Annotated in this window: 13 protein-coding genes; 5 read left to right on the top strand and 8 right to left on the bottom strand. The window is 54.7% G+C overall.

The genetic code is table 11. The features are described 5' to 3' along the window. Nucleotides 1–177 precede the first annotated feature (177 nt). From mltG to gmk, 3 genes are read left to right on the top strand one after another with little or no spacing between them, the layout of a single operon-like run. Nucleotides 178–1308, top strand: a complete 1131-nt coding sequence (gene mltG / locus K5905_RS09560) for an endolytic transglycosylase MltG (protein ID WP_297582929.1) — start codon at nt 178–180, stop codon at nt 1306–1308. Between the two features lie 52 nt (nt 1309–1360). Next, a complete protein-coding gene (locus K5905_RS09555; RefSeq protein ID WP_297582927.1) occupies nt 1361–2254 on the top strand; it encodes a YicC/YloC family endoribonuclease in 894 nt (297 codons plus the stop codon). A gap of 6 nt (nt 2255–2260) precedes the next feature. After that, a complete protein-coding gene (gene gmk, locus K5905_RS09550) occupies nt 2261–2968 on the top strand; it encodes a guanylate kinase (RefSeq protein WP_297582925.1) in 708 nt (235 codons plus the stop codon). A 49-nt stretch (nt 2969–3017) separates the two neighbouring features. Here the strand turns inward: gmk and K5905_RS09545 are convergent, their stop codons facing one another. The 8 genes from K5905_RS09545 to lptF form a co-directional block, all read right to left on the bottom strand. After that, entirely contained in the window at nt 3018–4631 is a 1614-nt protein-coding gene (locus tag K5905_RS09545) for a Na/Pi symporter (protein WP_297582923.1), read from the bottom strand. A 77-nt stretch (nt 4632–4708) separates the two neighbouring features. Further along, nucleotides 4709–5632, bottom strand: coding sequence for a LysR family transcriptional regulator (locus tag K5905_RS09540; RefSeq protein WP_297582922.1), 924 nt, complete (start codon nt 5630–5632; stop codon nt 4709–4711). 451 nt (nt 5633–6083) lie between these two features. Beyond that, the gene (rsmA, locus tag K5905_RS09535; protein ID WP_297582920.1) at nt 6084–6932 is read right to left on the bottom strand and encodes a 16S rRNA (adenine(1518)-N(6)/adenine(1519)-N(6))-dimethyltransferase RsmA; all 849 of its coding nucleotides are present in this window, start codon (nt 6930–6932) and stop codon (nt 6084–6086) included. A 14-nt stretch (nt 6933–6946) separates the two neighbouring features. After that, on the bottom strand, nt 6947–7966 hold the full coding sequence (gene pdxA / locus K5905_RS09530; RefSeq protein WP_297582918.1) for a 4-hydroxythreonine-4-phosphate dehydrogenase PdxA: 1020 nt from the start codon (nt 7964–7966) through the stop codon (nt 6947–6949). A gap of 6 nt (nt 7967–7972) precedes the next feature. Beyond that, the gene (locus K5905_RS09525; RefSeq protein ID WP_297582916.1) at nt 7973–8893 is read right to left on the bottom strand and encodes a peptidylprolyl isomerase; all 921 of its coding nucleotides are present in this window, start codon (nt 8891–8893) and stop codon (nt 7973–7975) included. A gap of 212 nt (nt 8894–9105) precedes the next feature. Beyond that, nucleotides 9106–11481 (bottom strand): LPS-assembly protein LptD, encoded by a 2376-nt coding sequence (locus K5905_RS09520; RefSeq protein ID WP_297582914.1) that lies wholly within the window; start codon nt 11479–11481, stop codon nt 9106–9108. A 5-nt stretch (nt 11482–11486) separates the two neighbouring features. Next, nucleotides 11487–12578, bottom strand: a complete 1092-nt coding sequence (lptG, locus tag K5905_RS09515; protein WP_297582912.1) for an LPS export ABC transporter permease LptG — start codon at nt 12576–12578, stop codon at nt 11487–11489. Then, on the bottom strand, nt 12578–13765 hold the full coding sequence (gene lptF, locus K5905_RS09510; RefSeq protein ID WP_297582910.1) for an LPS export ABC transporter permease LptF: 1188 nt from the start codon (nt 13763–13765) through the stop codon (nt 12578–12580). The genes lptG and lptF overlap by 1 nt, the downstream gene beginning before the upstream one ends. A 235-nt stretch (nt 13766–14000) precedes the next feature. On the opposite strand from lptF, the gene K5905_RS09505 reads away from it, so the two are divergent. Then, nucleotides 14001–15497: a leucyl aminopeptidase gene (locus K5905_RS09505; RefSeq protein ID WP_297582908.1), complete on the top strand. Its 1497-nt coding sequence runs from the start codon at nt 14001–14003 to the stop codon at nt 15495–15497. A gap of 463 nt (nt 15498–15960) precedes the next feature. Further along, on the top strand, nt 15961–16133 hold a 173-nt coding region (locus K5905_RS09500), incomplete at its 3' end, for a DNA polymerase III subunit chi (protein ID WP_297582931.1).

Genomic DNA, 16133 nt, shown 5'->3' with positions numbered 1-16133 from the left:
TTTGGTTTTGGCGGCACAAATGCGTCTCTGGTTTTCCGTAAAGTTGCCGCATAACCCATTCAGGTTCTCTCAAGCCGGTTCTGATTCCCGAACCGGCTTGAGATATTGATTGTGACAACTCGCCCGCTTGAGCTCGGATCTCGGAATTAGGGCTCAGCCTTGGAGGTGCGACCCGATATGCGCATTAAGCCGAAAAGCCCGCGTGAAGCTTTGCAGCCCGAGCCGGCACCAGAACCGCCTCAGCGGTCCCGGCACGTGCGTAACCCCTTTGTCATTCTCATCAATATGGTCATTACGCTGGCCGTGTTTGGTCTGGCTGCGCTCGGTGCAGCTCTCTATTTCGGCAAACAGAAGTTCGAAGAAGCCGGTCCGCTCCAGCAAGAGGCAACCGTTGTGATTTCTTCTGGTGCCGGTTTGAGCGGCATCACCGACCGTCTCGCAGGCAAAGGTGTCATCAGCGATAGCATGTTTGATGAGTGGATCTTCAATCTGGGGATCCGTTTCTACAAGAACGCCACGAAGCTGAAAGCCGGTGAGTATGCCTTCGCACCGGGCGTTTCTATGCGTGAGATCATGACGGATCTTGTTGACGGCAAGGCCGTTACGCATTCGGTGACCGTTCCTGAAGGCTGGACGACAGCTCAGATCATTGAGCGGATCCGCGAGCATCCTGTGCTGGAAGGTGAGATCACGGAAGTCCCGGTTGAAGGCGCATTGCTGCCGGAAACCTATACGTTCGCGCGTGGAACGACCCGTCAGGATGTTCTCAACCAGATGAAAGATGCGCAGGAAAAACTGCTTGCAGAGATCTGGGAACGGCGCACCGAAGGATTGCCTGTCGAATCTCCTGAAGAGCTGGTGATCCTGGCATCGATTGTCGAAAAGGAAACCGCGCTGGCCGATGAACGCCCACGGGTTGCTGGTGTTTTCGTCAACCGGTTGAACAAGAACATGCGACTTCAGTCCGATCCGACCATTCTCTACGGGCTATATGGTGGCGAAGCGTGGTTGCAGGATCGTTCGGCGATCAAGCAGTCCGAACTCAAGGCCGAGAACAAATACAACACCTACCAGATTGACGGTCTGCCTCCCGGTCCGATCGGCAATCCGGGTAGAGCCGCGATGGAGGCAGTTGCCAACCCGTCGCGGACCCAGGACTTGTTCTTTGTCGCTGACGGCACGGGCGGACATATTTTTGCTGAAACTTACGAACAGCATCAGGATAACGTCCGCAAGTGGCGCCGGATCGAAAGAGATCGCCGCGAGGCTGAGAAGAACCAGGAAGCACAGCCTGCCACGTCCAACTGACGACATATTTGGCATACGATGCCGGTGGGCCAGGTAAACTCCGGAGGGGCAGATGTCACTTGCCAGCATGACAGGATTTGCGCGGGCACCGGGGGAGTCGGGACCGGTCCGCTGGACCTGGGAACTCAGGTCCGTCAACGGCAAGTCTCTGGATCTTCGAATTCGCATCCCGACCGGGCTGGAAACGCTTGAACCCAGAATCCGGGAACGGTGCAGCAAGGTGCTGAGGCGGGGCAATGTTTCGATCGGACTTGCCATGCAGCGGGACCAATCTGAGCAGCAGCTTCAGGTCAATGAATCTGCGCTCGACGCTGTCCTGTCCACGATCGATTTGTTGAAAGCCAGAGTGCCGGATCTGGCACCACCTTCACTTGATGGTATCCTGGCGCAAAAGGGTGTTTTTGAGCTGAAGGAGCCCGAGGACGACGAAGAGGTCCAGGCTGCCTTGCACAACGCGCTTCTGGCAACACTGGATGTGGCGTTGATCGATCTTGTTGATATGCGCCACACGGAAGGACATTCGATCAGCACAGTGGTGCGCGCACAGATCGATCGGATTGCGGAATTGACACAGGCCGCAGAAGACCTTCCAGCCCGCAAGCCCGATGCAATCAAGGCCCGGTTGAAGAAACAGGTCGCCGATCTCATGGATGCGTCCGATGGTCAACTCGACCCGCAGCGGTTGCATCAGGAGGCCGTGTTCCTGGCAACCAAGGCAGACATTCGCGAAGAACTGGACAGGCTTCATGCCCATGTCGCAGCTGTTCGGGAACTGATGGACACGGGTGGGGCGATTGGCCGGCGGCTCGACTTTCTGGCACAGGAATTCAATCGTGAAGCCAATACCTTGTGTTCAAAGTCCAATGACGTGGATCTGACGGCAATCGGGCTGGACTTGAAAGCCGTTATCGATCAAATGCGTGAGCAGATACAGAATCTGGAGTAACCCGCAATGTCCGACGCGCCGTCAGGAAAAACCACCGGAACCACTGTCAGTGCCGACGAGGCTGAGCAGCAGCGGCGCGGCCTGATGCTGGTCCTGTCGTCGCCGTCCGGCGCAGGTAAGTCGACCATTGCGCGTCTCCTTCTGGACCAGGAAGAAAACCTGGAACTGTCGATCTCGGTAACCACGCGCCCGCGGCGTTCGAGCGAAGTGGATGGGGTTCACTATCATTTTCTGGATCCCAATCGTTTTGAGCAAATGCGCGAGCATGACGAGTTGCTCGAGTGGGCGGAAGTGCACGGCAACTACTACGCCACGCCTCGTGGCCCCGTCGAAAACGCAATTGAGAACGGCCGGGATATTCTCTTTGATATCGACATTCAGGGTACCTTCCAGCTTTATGAAAAAATGAGGTCCGACGTCGTTTCAATCTTCATCCTGCCGCCGTCGATCGCGGAAATGAAATCACGTCTGCACCGCCGCGCAGAAGACATGGACGAAGTGATCGCCAAGAGATTGAAAACGGCCGTTGGAGAAATGCGCCACTGGTCTGAATATGACTATGTTGTCGTCAACGACGATCTGGAACGCGCTTACCAGAACGTTCGGGCCATCCTGAAGGCCGAACGCCTGAAACAATTCCGCTCGCCTAAGATCGGACCGCTTATTCAAGGCATGGTTGACGATCTGAAATCCGAACTCGGCGAGACCGAGTAACTCTCGGGCAAGACCGTCGGCGAGAGAACCTCTTTGCGCTTCATATGGACTAATCCTGATCGACATCGATACGGGCCTCGTCAAGAGATGTAATGCCTATGGCATCAGGTCCGTTCAACGTATTGAGATGCAACTGAATGCGCCACAGGTGATAGGACACCCTGTGCAGCCATCGCATTGCGTCAAGCTTTATCCAAACCGTCTCGCCGGCAATCCTGTTCGACGCGACGTCGGAAATCAGGCTATTGCGCCTGATTTCACGCTGGCGCCGCAGGATGCGCTGAAGTCGGTTCAGCGTCTGCTCGCAGGTGGCCGAACTTTCATTGTGATCACGATCCGCGGTAACGCGAAGCAGAAGTATTGCGAAACGTTGCAAGCGATCGTCTTGAGACAACTCGGCCAATCTGTCCGATTGGCTGCACCGATAAAGCAGTCTGTCCAGATGATCGAGAATGTGAAATCCAGAACGGATCTGCCGTAACAGATGTTCATCGGTTTCCGTCACAGCAATACGATCCAGAAAACTACGTGTTTCCTCGATTGCCGATTCCAGACCATCAGGTTCGAATTCTTCCTCTTTGGCAACTGAAGCGCCCAGTCTTGCACGCAAGTGTGCAGTGATCGCATTGGTTAGTTTTTCTACGGTCTGAGTTGCCAGCCCGGTTGCAGCGTCAGGTTCACCAAGAACTGCCGGATCCAGTGATCGGGTGAGAGGAGCGCTTTTGTCCGGGACAAGGAATTCGATAAAACGAGCAAACGGAACCGCAAATGGAAGAACCAGAACAACGCCCAGCAGATTGAAACTGGTATGAAACGCGACCAAGGCAATTTGTGCGTCGCCTGCAAACAAGGGCGCGGCAAACCTGCCGAAGGGACCAAGCAGAAAAAAGGCAGCGGTACCCGTCATGATGTTGTAGATGACGTGTGCATATCCGGTACGTTTCGCCATTGTACCGCCACCGACTGTCGCGAGAACTGCGGTGAAAGTCGTGCCGATATCCATGCCGATGACGAGCGCTGCAGCCTGGGGAAAATTGATTGCACCGGCGCCGAGAGCAGCAAGAGCTGTTGCAACACCGGCGCTGGATGATTGCGTCACCAGTGTAATCAAGATGCCGAGCAACACGAGTTGCAGCCGGCCAAATATCGTGTCTGGTGGAAAATCTGTCGGGGTGACAACACCGCTGAAGGCATCAAGGCCCTGTTGCATGTGATCAATGCCGATGAATATCAGGCTGAAACCAGCAACTGCCTTACCGATATGCGCCGTACGCCCCTTGAAGGCAAGGCTCAACACAGCCCCAAGAAAGACAAATGGCAACGCAATCTGCCCCAGATCCAGTTTGAAGCCGAGTATGGCAACAAACCACCCGGTCAGCGTCGTTCCTAAATTAGCGCCGAAGATGATCCCGAGTGCCTGAGGAAATGTCAGTAGACCGGAAGCTACAAAACCAACCACCGCCACCGTCGTAGCGCTTGAGGACTGGATAACTGCAGTTGTAAGAGCACCCGTGGTGGCTCCGGACAGGGGGGTGGAGGTGAACGATCCAAGAATTTCGCGCATGCGGTGGCCGGCAATGGCCTTCAGACCACTGGTCAGCAGGAACATGCCGATGAGAAAAAGCCCAACGCCGCCAAGCGCAGACAAAAAGCTTAGCACCATAAATCAAGACTATCCGACGGTGTGATCACCGGCAAACTTCAGGGGCCGAAAGTGTCCCGGAGGGGTGTCGGCACATATCAGCGCTTAAGCATGAGATCTCTGCTCTTTTCAGTCGTTTCGGCAATGCGTTTCCGGTAAAGCGTCGCAATCCTGTCCTTAACCGTTGCGAGTGCAGGGTGTAGCCGCAGTCTTTCGTGAAAGCTTATCCAGGATTCGCTTTGACCGAGCTCTACAGAAGATAGTCTGAGCAAACCCTGTGTTTCGCCAATCCATCCAGGCAGTATTCCCATAGCTTGTCCACTCAGAAGCAAATTCAGCAATGAAACCGAATTGTTTACAGCAAAACGACATTGCCTGGTTTTCAGGATACCATTGAGAAGTTGGGAGGATCCAAGCCGTGCGCGTGTTCCGCAATAGCCGGCCCAGATTTGGTCAGGCCAGGTATTCTGGTCGCGAGCGTCTGGATGGAACTGGCAGTAAGCCTCAGAAGCGTAAACATGAAATCCGGTGTCGCCAAGTTTCTGTGCGATCAGATGAGATTGTTTTGGCGGCCGGTTACCTACCGCAATATCGGCGGAATTCCTGCTGAGGTCCCAAAAGTCGTCATCTGCGTAAAACTCCAACCGGACACCTGCAAGCCCGTGCACAAGTTCGCTTGCATGTTGCGATAAGAAGAACTGTCCCCATTCTCCAAGCGTGATCCGACACACCTGATCCGGCAGTTCGGATTTTTCCAGATCCACGGCTCGTTCGAAATCGGCAGCGCCACGCGCCATTTCCCGTGCGACTTCAATCAGACGCTTACCGCCGTCGGTCAACCGATAGCCGGTCTGACGCCGGTCGAACAGCTGCAAATTCAACTGATCCTCCAGGCGACCGATCTGACGGCCGACCGTTGGCTGTGACAATGACAATTCTTTGGCCGCAGCACTCAGGCTTTGCAGTTCTGCCACCGCAAGGAACACGCGAATGGCGTCCCAATCAAATTTGCTATCATTCATAAATGAATAATAGCATGCCATATCATTCAATTACATGCATGAATTTCTACGGCACACTCCCAACAAGCAAGGAGTTGTCGGACATGATCATGAGATGGTTGAAGCGGAACATCATACAGAAACGCAATAGCGCACCCTCGGCGCTTTACCTGTCTCGCAACCCGGAGCAGTGGCCGTCCTGGATCAAACGAGACCTCGGCCCAATCCAAATCAGGGGAGACTGTCAGCACGCGCAAGAGACAGTCTTCCCAAAAGGAAAACTGCACCTCAAGGCTCGCGCCAATTGATGTAGCTGCGCCTGTTGAAGGCTAGCCGGTGCTTTGGCGACCTCAAAGGCCGCACAGTATCGTTCAGAGGGAGCAGGCTATGGATCAACAAAAGGAAAAGCGAAAATGTCTGGCTGCGTCTGGACGTCGCCCGGATCAACCGCTGATCTTACAAGGGGCATGACCTAACCCTGCGCGGCCTGGAACACATTCGCGAGTTCCACAAAGCCAGGAACGTCAATCTCTTCCGCGCGAGCGGTTGGTTTCAAACCGGACTGTGTGATCAGGTCTTCGGCTTCGGGAGAGAGGGATTTCAGGCTCGCGCGCAACATTTTGCGGCGTTGGCCAAATGCTGCCGCCGTGACTTTTTCCAACGCTTTCAGGTCGCAGGGCAGGGGATTGGGGTTCGGTTCCAGATGCACGACCGCTGACGTTACCTTCGGCGGAGGAATGAAGGCCTTGGGGCTGATGTCAAACAGTATTCCGCCCTTGCACCGCCAGCCCGCCAATACGCCAAGCCGGCCATATGCTTTGGAGCCTTGCTTTGCCGTGATCCGCTCGCCGACTTCCTTTTGAAACATCAATGTCAGTGAAGACCAAAATGGCGGCCACTCCGGTGTCGTGATCCAGTTGAGCAGAAGCTGGGTCCCGACATTGTATGGAAGATTGGCGGCAATCCTGACCTTGCCACCCCCGGTCAATTCGACCGGATCAAGGTCCAGTGCATCTCCTTCCACGACGTCCAGCCGGCCCGGGTAATGGTCGGAGATTTCGCTGAGTGCCGGCAGGCATCGGCTGTCTTTCTCTATCGCGACAACCTTTTTTGCGCCTGCTGCAAGAAGCGCACGCGTCAGACCTCCTGGCCCAGGGCCGATTTCAAGAACCGTGCAATCCTCCAGATTTCCAGCCGACCGGGCGATGCGTGAGGTCAGGTTCAGGTCCAGAAGAAAATTCTGGCCAAGCGACTTTTTCGCGTTCAGCCCGTGCGCTGCAATCACTTCGCGCAAGGGAGGCAGAGTATCGATTTGAGCCATTGAGGAAACTGCCGTCAAAGCTGATCGGGATTGGCCAGCGCATATGCCATGCGCAGGGATGCAGCGAAACTGTCGATGCGCACATCCCCTGTTCCGGCCAGGCCATAGGCCGTTCCGTGATCGGGAGATGTCCGTACGAATGGAAGGCCGAGTGTCACATTCACGCTGTCGTCAAAACCGATCGTCTTTGCGGGTATCAGCACCTGGTCGTGATACATGCCGAGGACGCAATCATAGTCTTTCCTGGCGGATGCATGAAAGAGCGTGTCCGCCGGGTGCGGTCCGGTTGCATTGATGCCTTTAGCTTGCAGTCGTTCTATCGCAGGCACGATTACATCGCGATCTTCCGTTCCCATCGCACCGTTCTCGCCGGCATGCGGGTTCAACCCGCAAACAGCCAGAATCGGAGAAGAGTATCCGAAGCGATTTTTGAGATCGGATGAGGTTATTTCCGCCGTCTCCACAATGAGATCTTCCGTCAACTCGACCGGCACGTCCTTGAGCGGAATATGGATCGTCACGGGAACAACCATCAGTTCCGGTCCTGCTATCATCATCACCGGTCTTGAGGTTGTTTCCGGCCAATATTTTCGGCCGAGGTCACCAAGAAACTCGGTGTGTCCAGGATGAGTAAACCCGGCTTTGTAGAGGGCCGCCTTGTTGATAGGATTGGTAACGACTGCCGCCGCTGCACCTTTGTGCACATCCGCGACACAGGCTTCGATTGACGCAATTACGGAATGGGCCGTCTCAGGTTGTTCCTGGCCCGGCAGGTCCACCAGCTCCGGGCCGGTTTGCACGATAGGCAGCGCCTTGGCACAGATACCGATTGCCTCGTCAGGAGACGAAGCTTCCAGTCGTGGTTTCAGGCCGAGCTTTTGGGCCCGCTCTCTGAAAAGGTGCAGATCACCACGAACATAGAACGGTGGAATGTCGAGAGATTTTCGTCTCGCCCAAGCAAGCAGAGCCAAGTCGGGACCAATACCGGCAGGCTCTCCCATGCTGACGGCTATCGGTTTTTCAAAAGGACCCATTTGAGCTCAGCGATAAATGATGGTTGCGCGGCGGCGGACGTCCATAAGGTAGCGACGGGACTGACTTTCACCTTCCTTTGCACGCAGATCGTTTTCCAGTTCTGTCCGTACGGCAATATCCGATGCGATTTCGCGCTTGCCGCAAATGGCAATCATTTCATACCCGACCGGCGTCGTGGATGGTTTCGTCAATTTGCCGGGTTCCAGCGCTTGAATTTCCTCACGCATCTGTTGAGGTAGTTCTGTTTCCAGTCGGCGCCCGATCGGTTTGACAACCACTTCGCTGTACTGACCCAGAACGCTACCTGCGTCTTCGCACCCGTTGAAGGCTGAGCGGATCTTGTTGCTTTCCTGTTTGCGTTTGGATTTGAAACCACCCGACGAGTTTTTCGGAACGACAACAATGATGCGTTTCAGATCGTATTCGACGGACTTCTGCCGATCGGCTTCGTCCTTTTTCTGCAACGCGGCGATGATATCGGATTCGTTGACCTCGATCTTGCCACTGAAACGGCGGCGCAAAACCTGGTTCCAGGCAAGTTGTGCTTTCAATCTGGCTTTCAGGGTTGCCGGTTTGACACCACCGCTGCCAAGTGCCTTTGAAAGCTGTGCGGGCGACATCTTCACATTGCGTGCAATGTTGTTGTAGGCCCCGTCGACCTCGGACTGGCTGACTTCCACGCCGACACGCTCTGCTTCACCAAGTTTGATCTGATCATCAATCAGCTCTTGCTCGGCCTGCCGCTTGGCAGCGGCGCCGGACTTGCGCTGGGTCAGAGTGATCAGCCTTGACCGCTGGCTGATGTCGTAATCGGTGATCGGTACGTCATTGACGATCACCTTGATTGCGGCATGAGCCGGTGCGGAAAATGGGGTGGCCGTTATAAGGGCAAGGCCAATAAGTACCGGGACGAAACGAAGTCGCATTGAATAACCATCCGTGCAGGCTCAAGGCCAAACCGAAGTGAAGTTTTGTTATGCCATGATGTTTCGCATATCACGGCCACGAATTCAAAGTTTCAAAGGCATGTTGCTCGATTTCGTGGCGGTATGATGACCGGCCGCCGGAGTCAAACACACAAGTTCTTGAGCGAGAATTCCGTTATTGAGGTGAACCTGAAGATGATCCGCAACAGACCCTAGTTCAATGCACCGCTTGAAACCTGGGTGTTGCCGATTGTTCTTAGCCCGATACGGAAATAAAGCGTCCGGTTGACACTGTCGCCGTCGTTGCGACTGCGATCTTCCGCATAGGAAACGGATAAGGAGAAACCTTCGTCATCATATCCGATACCGAAACCGTCCTGAACAACGTTGCTGTTCTCCAGATCGTAGCGCATGGATCCGAAAATCCGCCAGTTTTCTTCTAGTCGGAGGCTAGCCGAACCGAGAAGTTCTTCGCGCGGCGAATCAATGCCGACGTCCGGCTGAGCGTTCAAGAATGCGTAGGCGAGGGTGGAAACCACCGGCCCGTAAATCGCGCTTGCCTGAGCCTGGATCCGATTGAAGCTGAAGTCGTCTTTGTCAATGCGCGCCTGTGCACCCATTTTGACGCCATACTGCGTGTCGAGGTAGAGACTGCCCACATAATCGGAAACGTCGTTCGCCAAACCGGAATCTTCCGTCGCACCGAGAATATCCGGCACGGCATAAGAGTTCTCCCCGGCAAGGTGATAAGACCTGCCGAACAGGCCGCTCAGATAATAACCGCTGTCGAGTTGAAGCTTGTAGTTCATACCGACGTTCAGTCGCGTGCCACCTTCGACCCGGTCGAAACCTGAAAACTTGTCATAGTCGAACAGGGTCGTGGTATCGAACACGATGCTCTGGGCATCTTCGTTCGGCAACTCGCCGATCCGCTGTTCGTTCGGACGGGCGACAATCTGCGCGACCGGTTCAAGTATCTGATTGCCGCCGTCGAACGTCGCGATAAACGGATAGCGGTATTCCATACCGACAGCCGGCATGGCGCGGCCGACGAAACTTTCGCCGGAAAGGGCGGTTACGTCCGCGTCCGGCGAAGCCAGGAAGAACAGGTCTCCGCGCATATAGGCGAATGGCGTGAAGGATTGTCCGAGCGGGTCGATGAAGGTTCTGCGCCAATTGCCTTTGAGAGACAGGCGCGAGAATGTGCCGTCCACGCCACGGAACCGGGCCGTCGTGCCACCATCGATGGAAAACGCATCCGTCTCGTCGCGGGTGAGGGAAGTGAAGTTGGCCGTTAGAGCCAGTTCACCCGCCAACACCGGGTCAGCAAAGACATAGTCGTAGTCGATCACGGGCAGAACAAGCGGTTGCTTGTCCTGCAGCGAACTTCCGACCGGCGAGAATCCGTTCGCATCGAAATCGCTGTCCGTATAGTCCTCCTGCGAGATTTGGTAGGCGTAAGCCTTTACGGACAGTGCGTTGCGGTCCGTCTTGCCATTGAAATAGATTTCAGACGTTTCGCCGTTGTCGCCGAAGCTCGCAATCGAATAGTCTTTGAAAAACTGCCTGTCGCTCTTGTAGGTCAGGTTCCAGCCGAGCGTCCAATCCTTTGCCACATTGAAGGAGGCGGTCGAATTGATCGCGCCACGCCAGCGTTCATCCGCCCTTGACGTCGTGAACTGCCCCGGCTGAGCCTGAAAGAGCCCGGCCGCGGAAAAGCTGACTTCTCCAGGCGCGAACCTATGGCGATACTGAACATCCCCAAACAATCCCTGCTTTGTCAGCGGGGTCAGAATGGTTGTCATGTCATAGTGCGGATTAAGTGCCCAGTAATAGGGCACGACGACGCCATATCCGAGCTTGTCATTCTGGACGCCGCTCGGCATCAGGAAACCGGATTTCCTTTTGATGGTCGGATCCGGCATGCTGAGGTAAGGGAGATAGGCAATCGGCTGGCCATACACTTCAAAAGCGGCGTTCTCGAACCGAATGACCTTTTCCTGCTGGTTATGAATGATCTTCTCTGCGCGCACGCGCCAAAGCGGCGGCTTGTCCGGCGGATTCGTCGGCCGTGTGTAGACGGTATAGACACCGTTATCGATCGTGGTGACGTTGTCGCCTTCACGTCGGGCCTGCTCAGCAAGAAAACGAGTGCGCCGTGTCGTGTCGATCTGCAACGCTCTTGCAAATCCTTCGGAGAAATCTTCCGAAAGGGTCATTTCCTCTGTTCGGACAACATTTCCGTCGGATTCTATGAAAATGACATTTCCGCTCGCCGTTAGCTGACCGTCCTTGCGATTGAAGACAATCCTGTGAGCCTGAACGGTGTTGCCGTCATAATAGACCTGAACATTCCCTGTCGCGATGATCCGGTCCTGGTCAAAGTCGTATGTGAGCTCATTGGATTCAAGAAGCAGATCGGCATTCGGATCGAGATCCGCTGCCAGAGTACTGGTAAGGTCCTGTGCCGACGCAGGCGAGGTGGCAACATGGCAAAACGAAGCAGCGATGGCAAACGCGCTTGCCGCTGCCAACAGTCTGCCTTTATTGGCCCAAATCTCTGTGTTCAGGGAAACTGGAAAAGACATAGCCCTTACCCGTCTTCCTGATGCAAGAGAATTGTCAAACCCATAAGTACTCCAAAAATTCCCGGGGCCCATGCAGCAACCAGAGGAGGGACAATACCCGCGCCCCCAAAGTCCTTTGCAAGCTCGGTTAGAACGTAAAGCACGAACCCGGACAGGATTCCACCCAGAATCATACTTCCCAATCCGCCAAACCTCGAAACTTTAAGGGAAACTGCCGCTGCAATCAAAATCATCGCGACCAAAAGAAGCGGGCGCGCCAGAAGAGTCTGATACTGCAAATTGTACCGGTATGCCGGTAACCCTGCGTTCCGGGCCAATTCGATAAATTTCGGCAAATTCCAGAAAGAGATCGATTCGGGGGATCCGATGCTTTCGCGAACTTCGGTTGCTGTTAAAAATGTGCTGACCTGATAACGGCCATAAGGTTGTGGATCTTGTTCGGTCGTATAGACGATGGCATCGTTCAGATACCAGATCTCTTCTCCAAGCGTTGCCTCGGCTGCCTCGATACGCTCGCGGAACGTGCCGTCCTTGTCGAAGGTGAAAATAGTCACGCCCAGAAGCCGGGTTCCGCCGTCGAGCAGTTGTTTGGCGAGAAGAACCGATTCACCGTCCAGCCCGTCCTGACGAACCCAAACGTCGTTGGAAGATTGCAACAAAAAGCTCTCTTCAGAGCCAAAGAGACCGGATGCGACCTCATCAGATTTGTGCTGAAACCAGACTGCAGCCGGATTGTAGACGGTAATGGAAAGCACTCCGAGCGCAATCCCGACCACGATTGCCGGCATGGAAAACTGCCAGACGGAAATTCCTGACGCCCGGGTCACCACAAGTTCCAGTGCGCGGCTCAAGGTAACGAAAGCGGCAATGGCACCGAACAACACGGTGAATGGAATGACCTGTTCCAGCAGAAGCGGTACACGCAACGCAGAGATCAAGGCAACACGAAGGACTGAAAATCCTTCGCGGTCGCCACCGCGACGAACGAGTTCCAAAACGTCGAACAGATAGATCAGCACTGCTGCAAACAAAAACAGACCAAGTATTGCCTTTAAAAACCGGCCCGAGAAATAAAGAGACAGCGTACGGCCGAGCATCAGGCTGCTCCTCCCGTTCGCTTGTTATGCAGCCAGTTGCCGAAAGCCTCTATGCGATCGTGAAGAGATATCTGGAGTGCATTCAACCACTTCGGCTGTGCACCGGCCTGTTCCCTGAATATGGAAATGAGTGCCAGAACCGATCCCAGAACAGGTACGACATAAAGTAGTCCGAGAATGGCTGTTGAGCCGCCGGCAATCGCTGTTACACCAAACCCGCTCGTCCTTAACAGGACACAGGAAACAATTGCGCCGACGATTGCGAAGCCACGACCCTGTCGTGTCGTGCGGGCTTTGCCGAGAAAGGCAAATACGATCAGACCGAAAGCAAGACAGTAAAGCGGCTGGCTGAAACGTTCGTGAAGTTCTGCGGTCAGTTTCTCTGGGTTTTTCAGCGCATAAGCGTCATTCCCGCCAGGCGAAATAAGATTGACGGTTGAGCGTTCACTTGCCTTGTAAACCGGTTCACCAGCCTCGGGAATGAGGTTGGAAAGATCGAAGGCATAAGACTGAAAACGGACGATCGAGATGTCGCCCTGCTGCTTTGGTCGCCGCTGGATCGTGCCGTTCTGCATTACCAGGAGCGTGCGATCGGCAGCTTCCACGATTTGCCCGGTGTCGGCCTGGTACGTGAAGGCGGTTTCCTCGTCCCGCGTATCATGAAGCAGGAGGCCGTCGAGTGTACCTTTTCCGGACCTGTTGCGGATGTGAAACGTCAGTCCGTTTTCCACCGTGATAAAGCGGCCCGGCTTGACGATATTGGCAACAAGGTCGGCGCGAACCCGTGTGATCTCTGTTCTGAGCTGCGCCAATCCCAAGGGCGCGAAATAAAGCGACATGCTTGCCGTCAGCAGCATCACGATGAAGGAAAATAACATCACCGGTTTCAGGACCAGAAAGCGGGAGCCGCCGCTTGCATCGATCACAATCAACTCGCTGTCACCGGATAGCGAATTGAGCACAAGGATCAGCGCGATCATCAGTGCAAACGGGGCCACAATGACAATGAGAAACGGCAGTGCCAGCATGGTGATGCCGATGAACTGAACGATCGTCTGGCCTTTCGACGTCACCAGATCCAGCTGACGCAGCGCTTGTGTCGCCCAGACAACGCCTGTCATGGCTGCAATCGTGAGGGTGAATGCATAGACAGTCCGGCGAATAATATAACGTTCAAGCGTTTTCATAGTGTGCCGGAACGAGACCCTTATAATTTGACGAAAATTCAGCCCACGACCGAATAACACGTAATGTGGTGAATGGCCCATGAATAAGAATGGTTAATATACATTAATTTTGCTAGCTCTTGCCGAAAAGCTGTTGAAACCCCATGATTTCGCAGCAATTAGGCATGCTTGAGTAGCGGTATTACAACACTCAACCATCTGCATCACGGAATTGAAAATCGACAGGGATCGACGAATGACCAAACTTGCAAAAATTTCCTTTTCAAAGGCCGACGCCCCAAAGCGTGGGGTGGTGGTGATCCTGGCCGCAGATGGATTGAACCTTGGGACCATTGCAGAAGAGGTTGCAAGCGGACTTGAAGGCGGCCTGAAGCGGGCTGCGGATATCGCTGGATTTACAGGCAAAAAGAAATCCGTTCTTGATCTGGTGGCACCGGCGGGGTCGGGCATCGACCGCCTTGTTGTATTCGGATTGGGCAAACCGGAAGAACTGACACAGGACGATTGGCGGGCGTTTGGCGGTGCGGTATTCGCCCAGTTGCAGAAGGCAAAAGCAGAAGCGGCAACGGTCCTTCTTGAGGGATCGGACGAGATCGAACTTTCGAATGAAGCGGTGGCCGAATTCGTAATGGGTGCGAAACTGCGCTCCTATGCATTTGATACTTACAAGACAAAGGCCAAGGAAGACGACGGCGCCAAGGACCTCAAGCTGACCGTGAAGGTCTTGGACCCCAAGGGAGCCAGAAAGGCCTGGGGTGTTTCGGAAGCAATATCGGATGGTGTGATCCTTGCCCGCAACCTCGTCAACGAACCGGCAAACGTCCTGGGGCCGGTCGAGTTCGCCAAAAAAGCTCAGGAGCTGGAAAAACTTGGAGTCGAGGTGGAGATACTCGGCGAAAAGGAAATGAAAAAGCTGAAAATGGCGGCCTTGCTTGGAGTGGCGCAGGGGTCTGTTCGCCCGCCACGATTGGCCGTGATGCGCTGGAATGGCGGCAAGAAGGGGGACGCCCCGGTCGCGCTCGTGGGCAAGGGTGTCGTTTTCGACACAGGTGGCATTTCCATCAAACCCGCAGGCGGTATGGAGGAAATGAAGGGTGACATGGGCGGAGCGGCGGCAGTTGTCGGTGCGATGCATGCTATTGCCGGCCGCAAGGCGAAGGCCAATGTTATCGGCGTGATCGGGCTTGTTGAAAACATGCCGGACGGAAACGCACAGCGACCGGGTGATATTGTCACCGCAATGTCGGGCTCAACCATTGAAATCCTCAATACGGATGCGGAAGGCCGTCTGGTGCTGGCAGATGCCCTTTGGTACACGCAGGAAAAGTACAAGCCCGCCATCATGATCGATCTTGCAACCTTGACCGGTGCAGTTCTGGTGGCTCTCGGCAATCTGAACGCCGGTCTGTTTTCGAACAACGATGAGCTTGCCGACAAGCTGCTCTCGGCAGCCAAAGCCAGCGGTGAACCTTTGTGGCGCCTGCCGCTTTCCAAGGATTATGACAAGCTTGTAGACACGCCAAATGCCGACGTGAAAAACACCGGTGGCCGTTGGGCGGGGTCGATCACGGCTGCGCAGTTCCTGCAACGTTTCGCCAATGATGTGCCTTGGGCGCATCTTGATATTGCCGGTACAGCTTTCGGTGCCCCCAAGGACGAAATCTGTCAGAGCTGGGCATCGGGTTATGGTGTGCGCCTGCTAAACCAGCTTGTTGCCGATCACTATGAGTAGGTAATCAAGCCTAGCTCGGAGCAGATAGCGAAAAACCCGCCAAATTGGCGGGTTTTTCATTGAATTCGCGTTCTGGTACTCAGCAGGTTTTGTAGGCCTGACAAGCTGTTGCGGGTTCAACCAGAAGTCCCATTCCAATCGTTGCTCCAGCAACAACACCGACAAGCGCACAAAATACAACAACGCGTGCAAACATACACAATATCCCCGTTTGGGCTGGGTCGGGAAGACCGGTCACCAGCCACTCAAAAATGATCCTTGGATCGTCCCCTGAGACGAAGCCTAGTCAATCGACATTTGCGAAGGGTTAATGATACGAGTCTTGTGTCCTGTCTATGTCGGCTTTGCGGCAAAACCGAATTGCCTTCCAGCTGTTGCACATGGGCATCACTTTGGAGGGCAGGACCTTTTTGGAAAGATCAAGACAAGGGCCGGATGTTGAGGCGGGATGTCAGGAGCAGCAATGAGCGTCGAGGTCGTATTTTACCATCTGTTGCACAAGCCATTGGAAACGGCCCTGCCACAGTTGCTCCTAAAGTGCCTGGAACGCGACTGGAAAGTTGTCGTGCAAACCGGTACACCGGAGCGCTGCAACGCGCTTGATGCCCATTTGTGGACCTTCACTGACGACAGCTT

The organism is Roseibium sp. (assembly GCF_025698965.1).
Taxonomy (GTDB): Bacteria; Pseudomonadota; Alphaproteobacteria; order Rhizobiales; family Stappiaceae; genus Roseibium.
The sequence above is the reverse complement of the archived record's forward strand: the minus strand, read 5'-3'. Positions and strand labels throughout refer to the sequence as shown.

Coding starts and splice junctions, on each gene's coding strand:
- mltG (WP_297582929.1), top strand. CDS start 178: ATGCGCATTAAGCCGAAAAGCCCGCGTGAAGCTTTGCAGCCCGAGCCG.
- K5905_RS09555 (WP_297582927.1), top strand. CDS start 1,361: ATGTCACTTGCCAGCATGACAGGATTTGCGCGGGCACCGGGGGAGTCG.
- gmk (WP_297582925.1), top strand. CDS start 2,261: ATGTCCGACGCGCCGTCAGGAAAAACCACCGGAACCACTGTCAGTGCC.
- K5905_RS09545 (WP_297582923.1), bottom strand. CDS start 4,631: ATGGTGCTAAGCTTTTTGTCTGCGCTTGGCGGCGTTGGGCTTTTTCTC.
- K5905_RS09540 (WP_297582922.1), bottom strand. CDS start 5,632: ATGAATGATAGCAAATTTGATTGGGACGCCATTCGCGTGTTCCTTGCG.
- rsmA (WP_297582920.1), bottom strand. CDS start 6,932: ATGGCTCAAATCGATACTCTGCCTCCCTTGCGCGAAGTGATTGCAGCG.
- pdxA (WP_297582918.1), bottom strand. CDS start 7,966: ATGGGTCCTTTTGAAAAACCGATAGCCGTCAGCATGGGAGAGCCTGCC.
- K5905_RS09525 (WP_297582916.1), bottom strand. CDS start 8,893: ATGCGACTTCGTTTCGTCCCGGTACTTATTGGCCTTGCCCTTATAACG.
- K5905_RS09520 (WP_297582914.1), bottom strand. CDS start 11,481: ATGTCTTTTCCAGTTTCCCTGAACACAGAGATTTGGGCCAATAAAGGC.
- lptG (WP_297582912.1), bottom strand. CDS start 12,578: ATGCTCGGCCGTACGCTGTCTCTTTATTTCTCGGGCCGGTTTTTAAAG.
- lptF (WP_297582910.1), bottom strand. CDS start 13,765: ATGAAAACGCTTGAACGTTATATTATTCGCCGGACTGTCTATGCATTC.
- K5905_RS09505 (WP_297582908.1), top strand. CDS start 14,001: ATGACCAAACTTGCAAAAATTTCCTTTTCAAAGGCCGACGCCCCAAAG.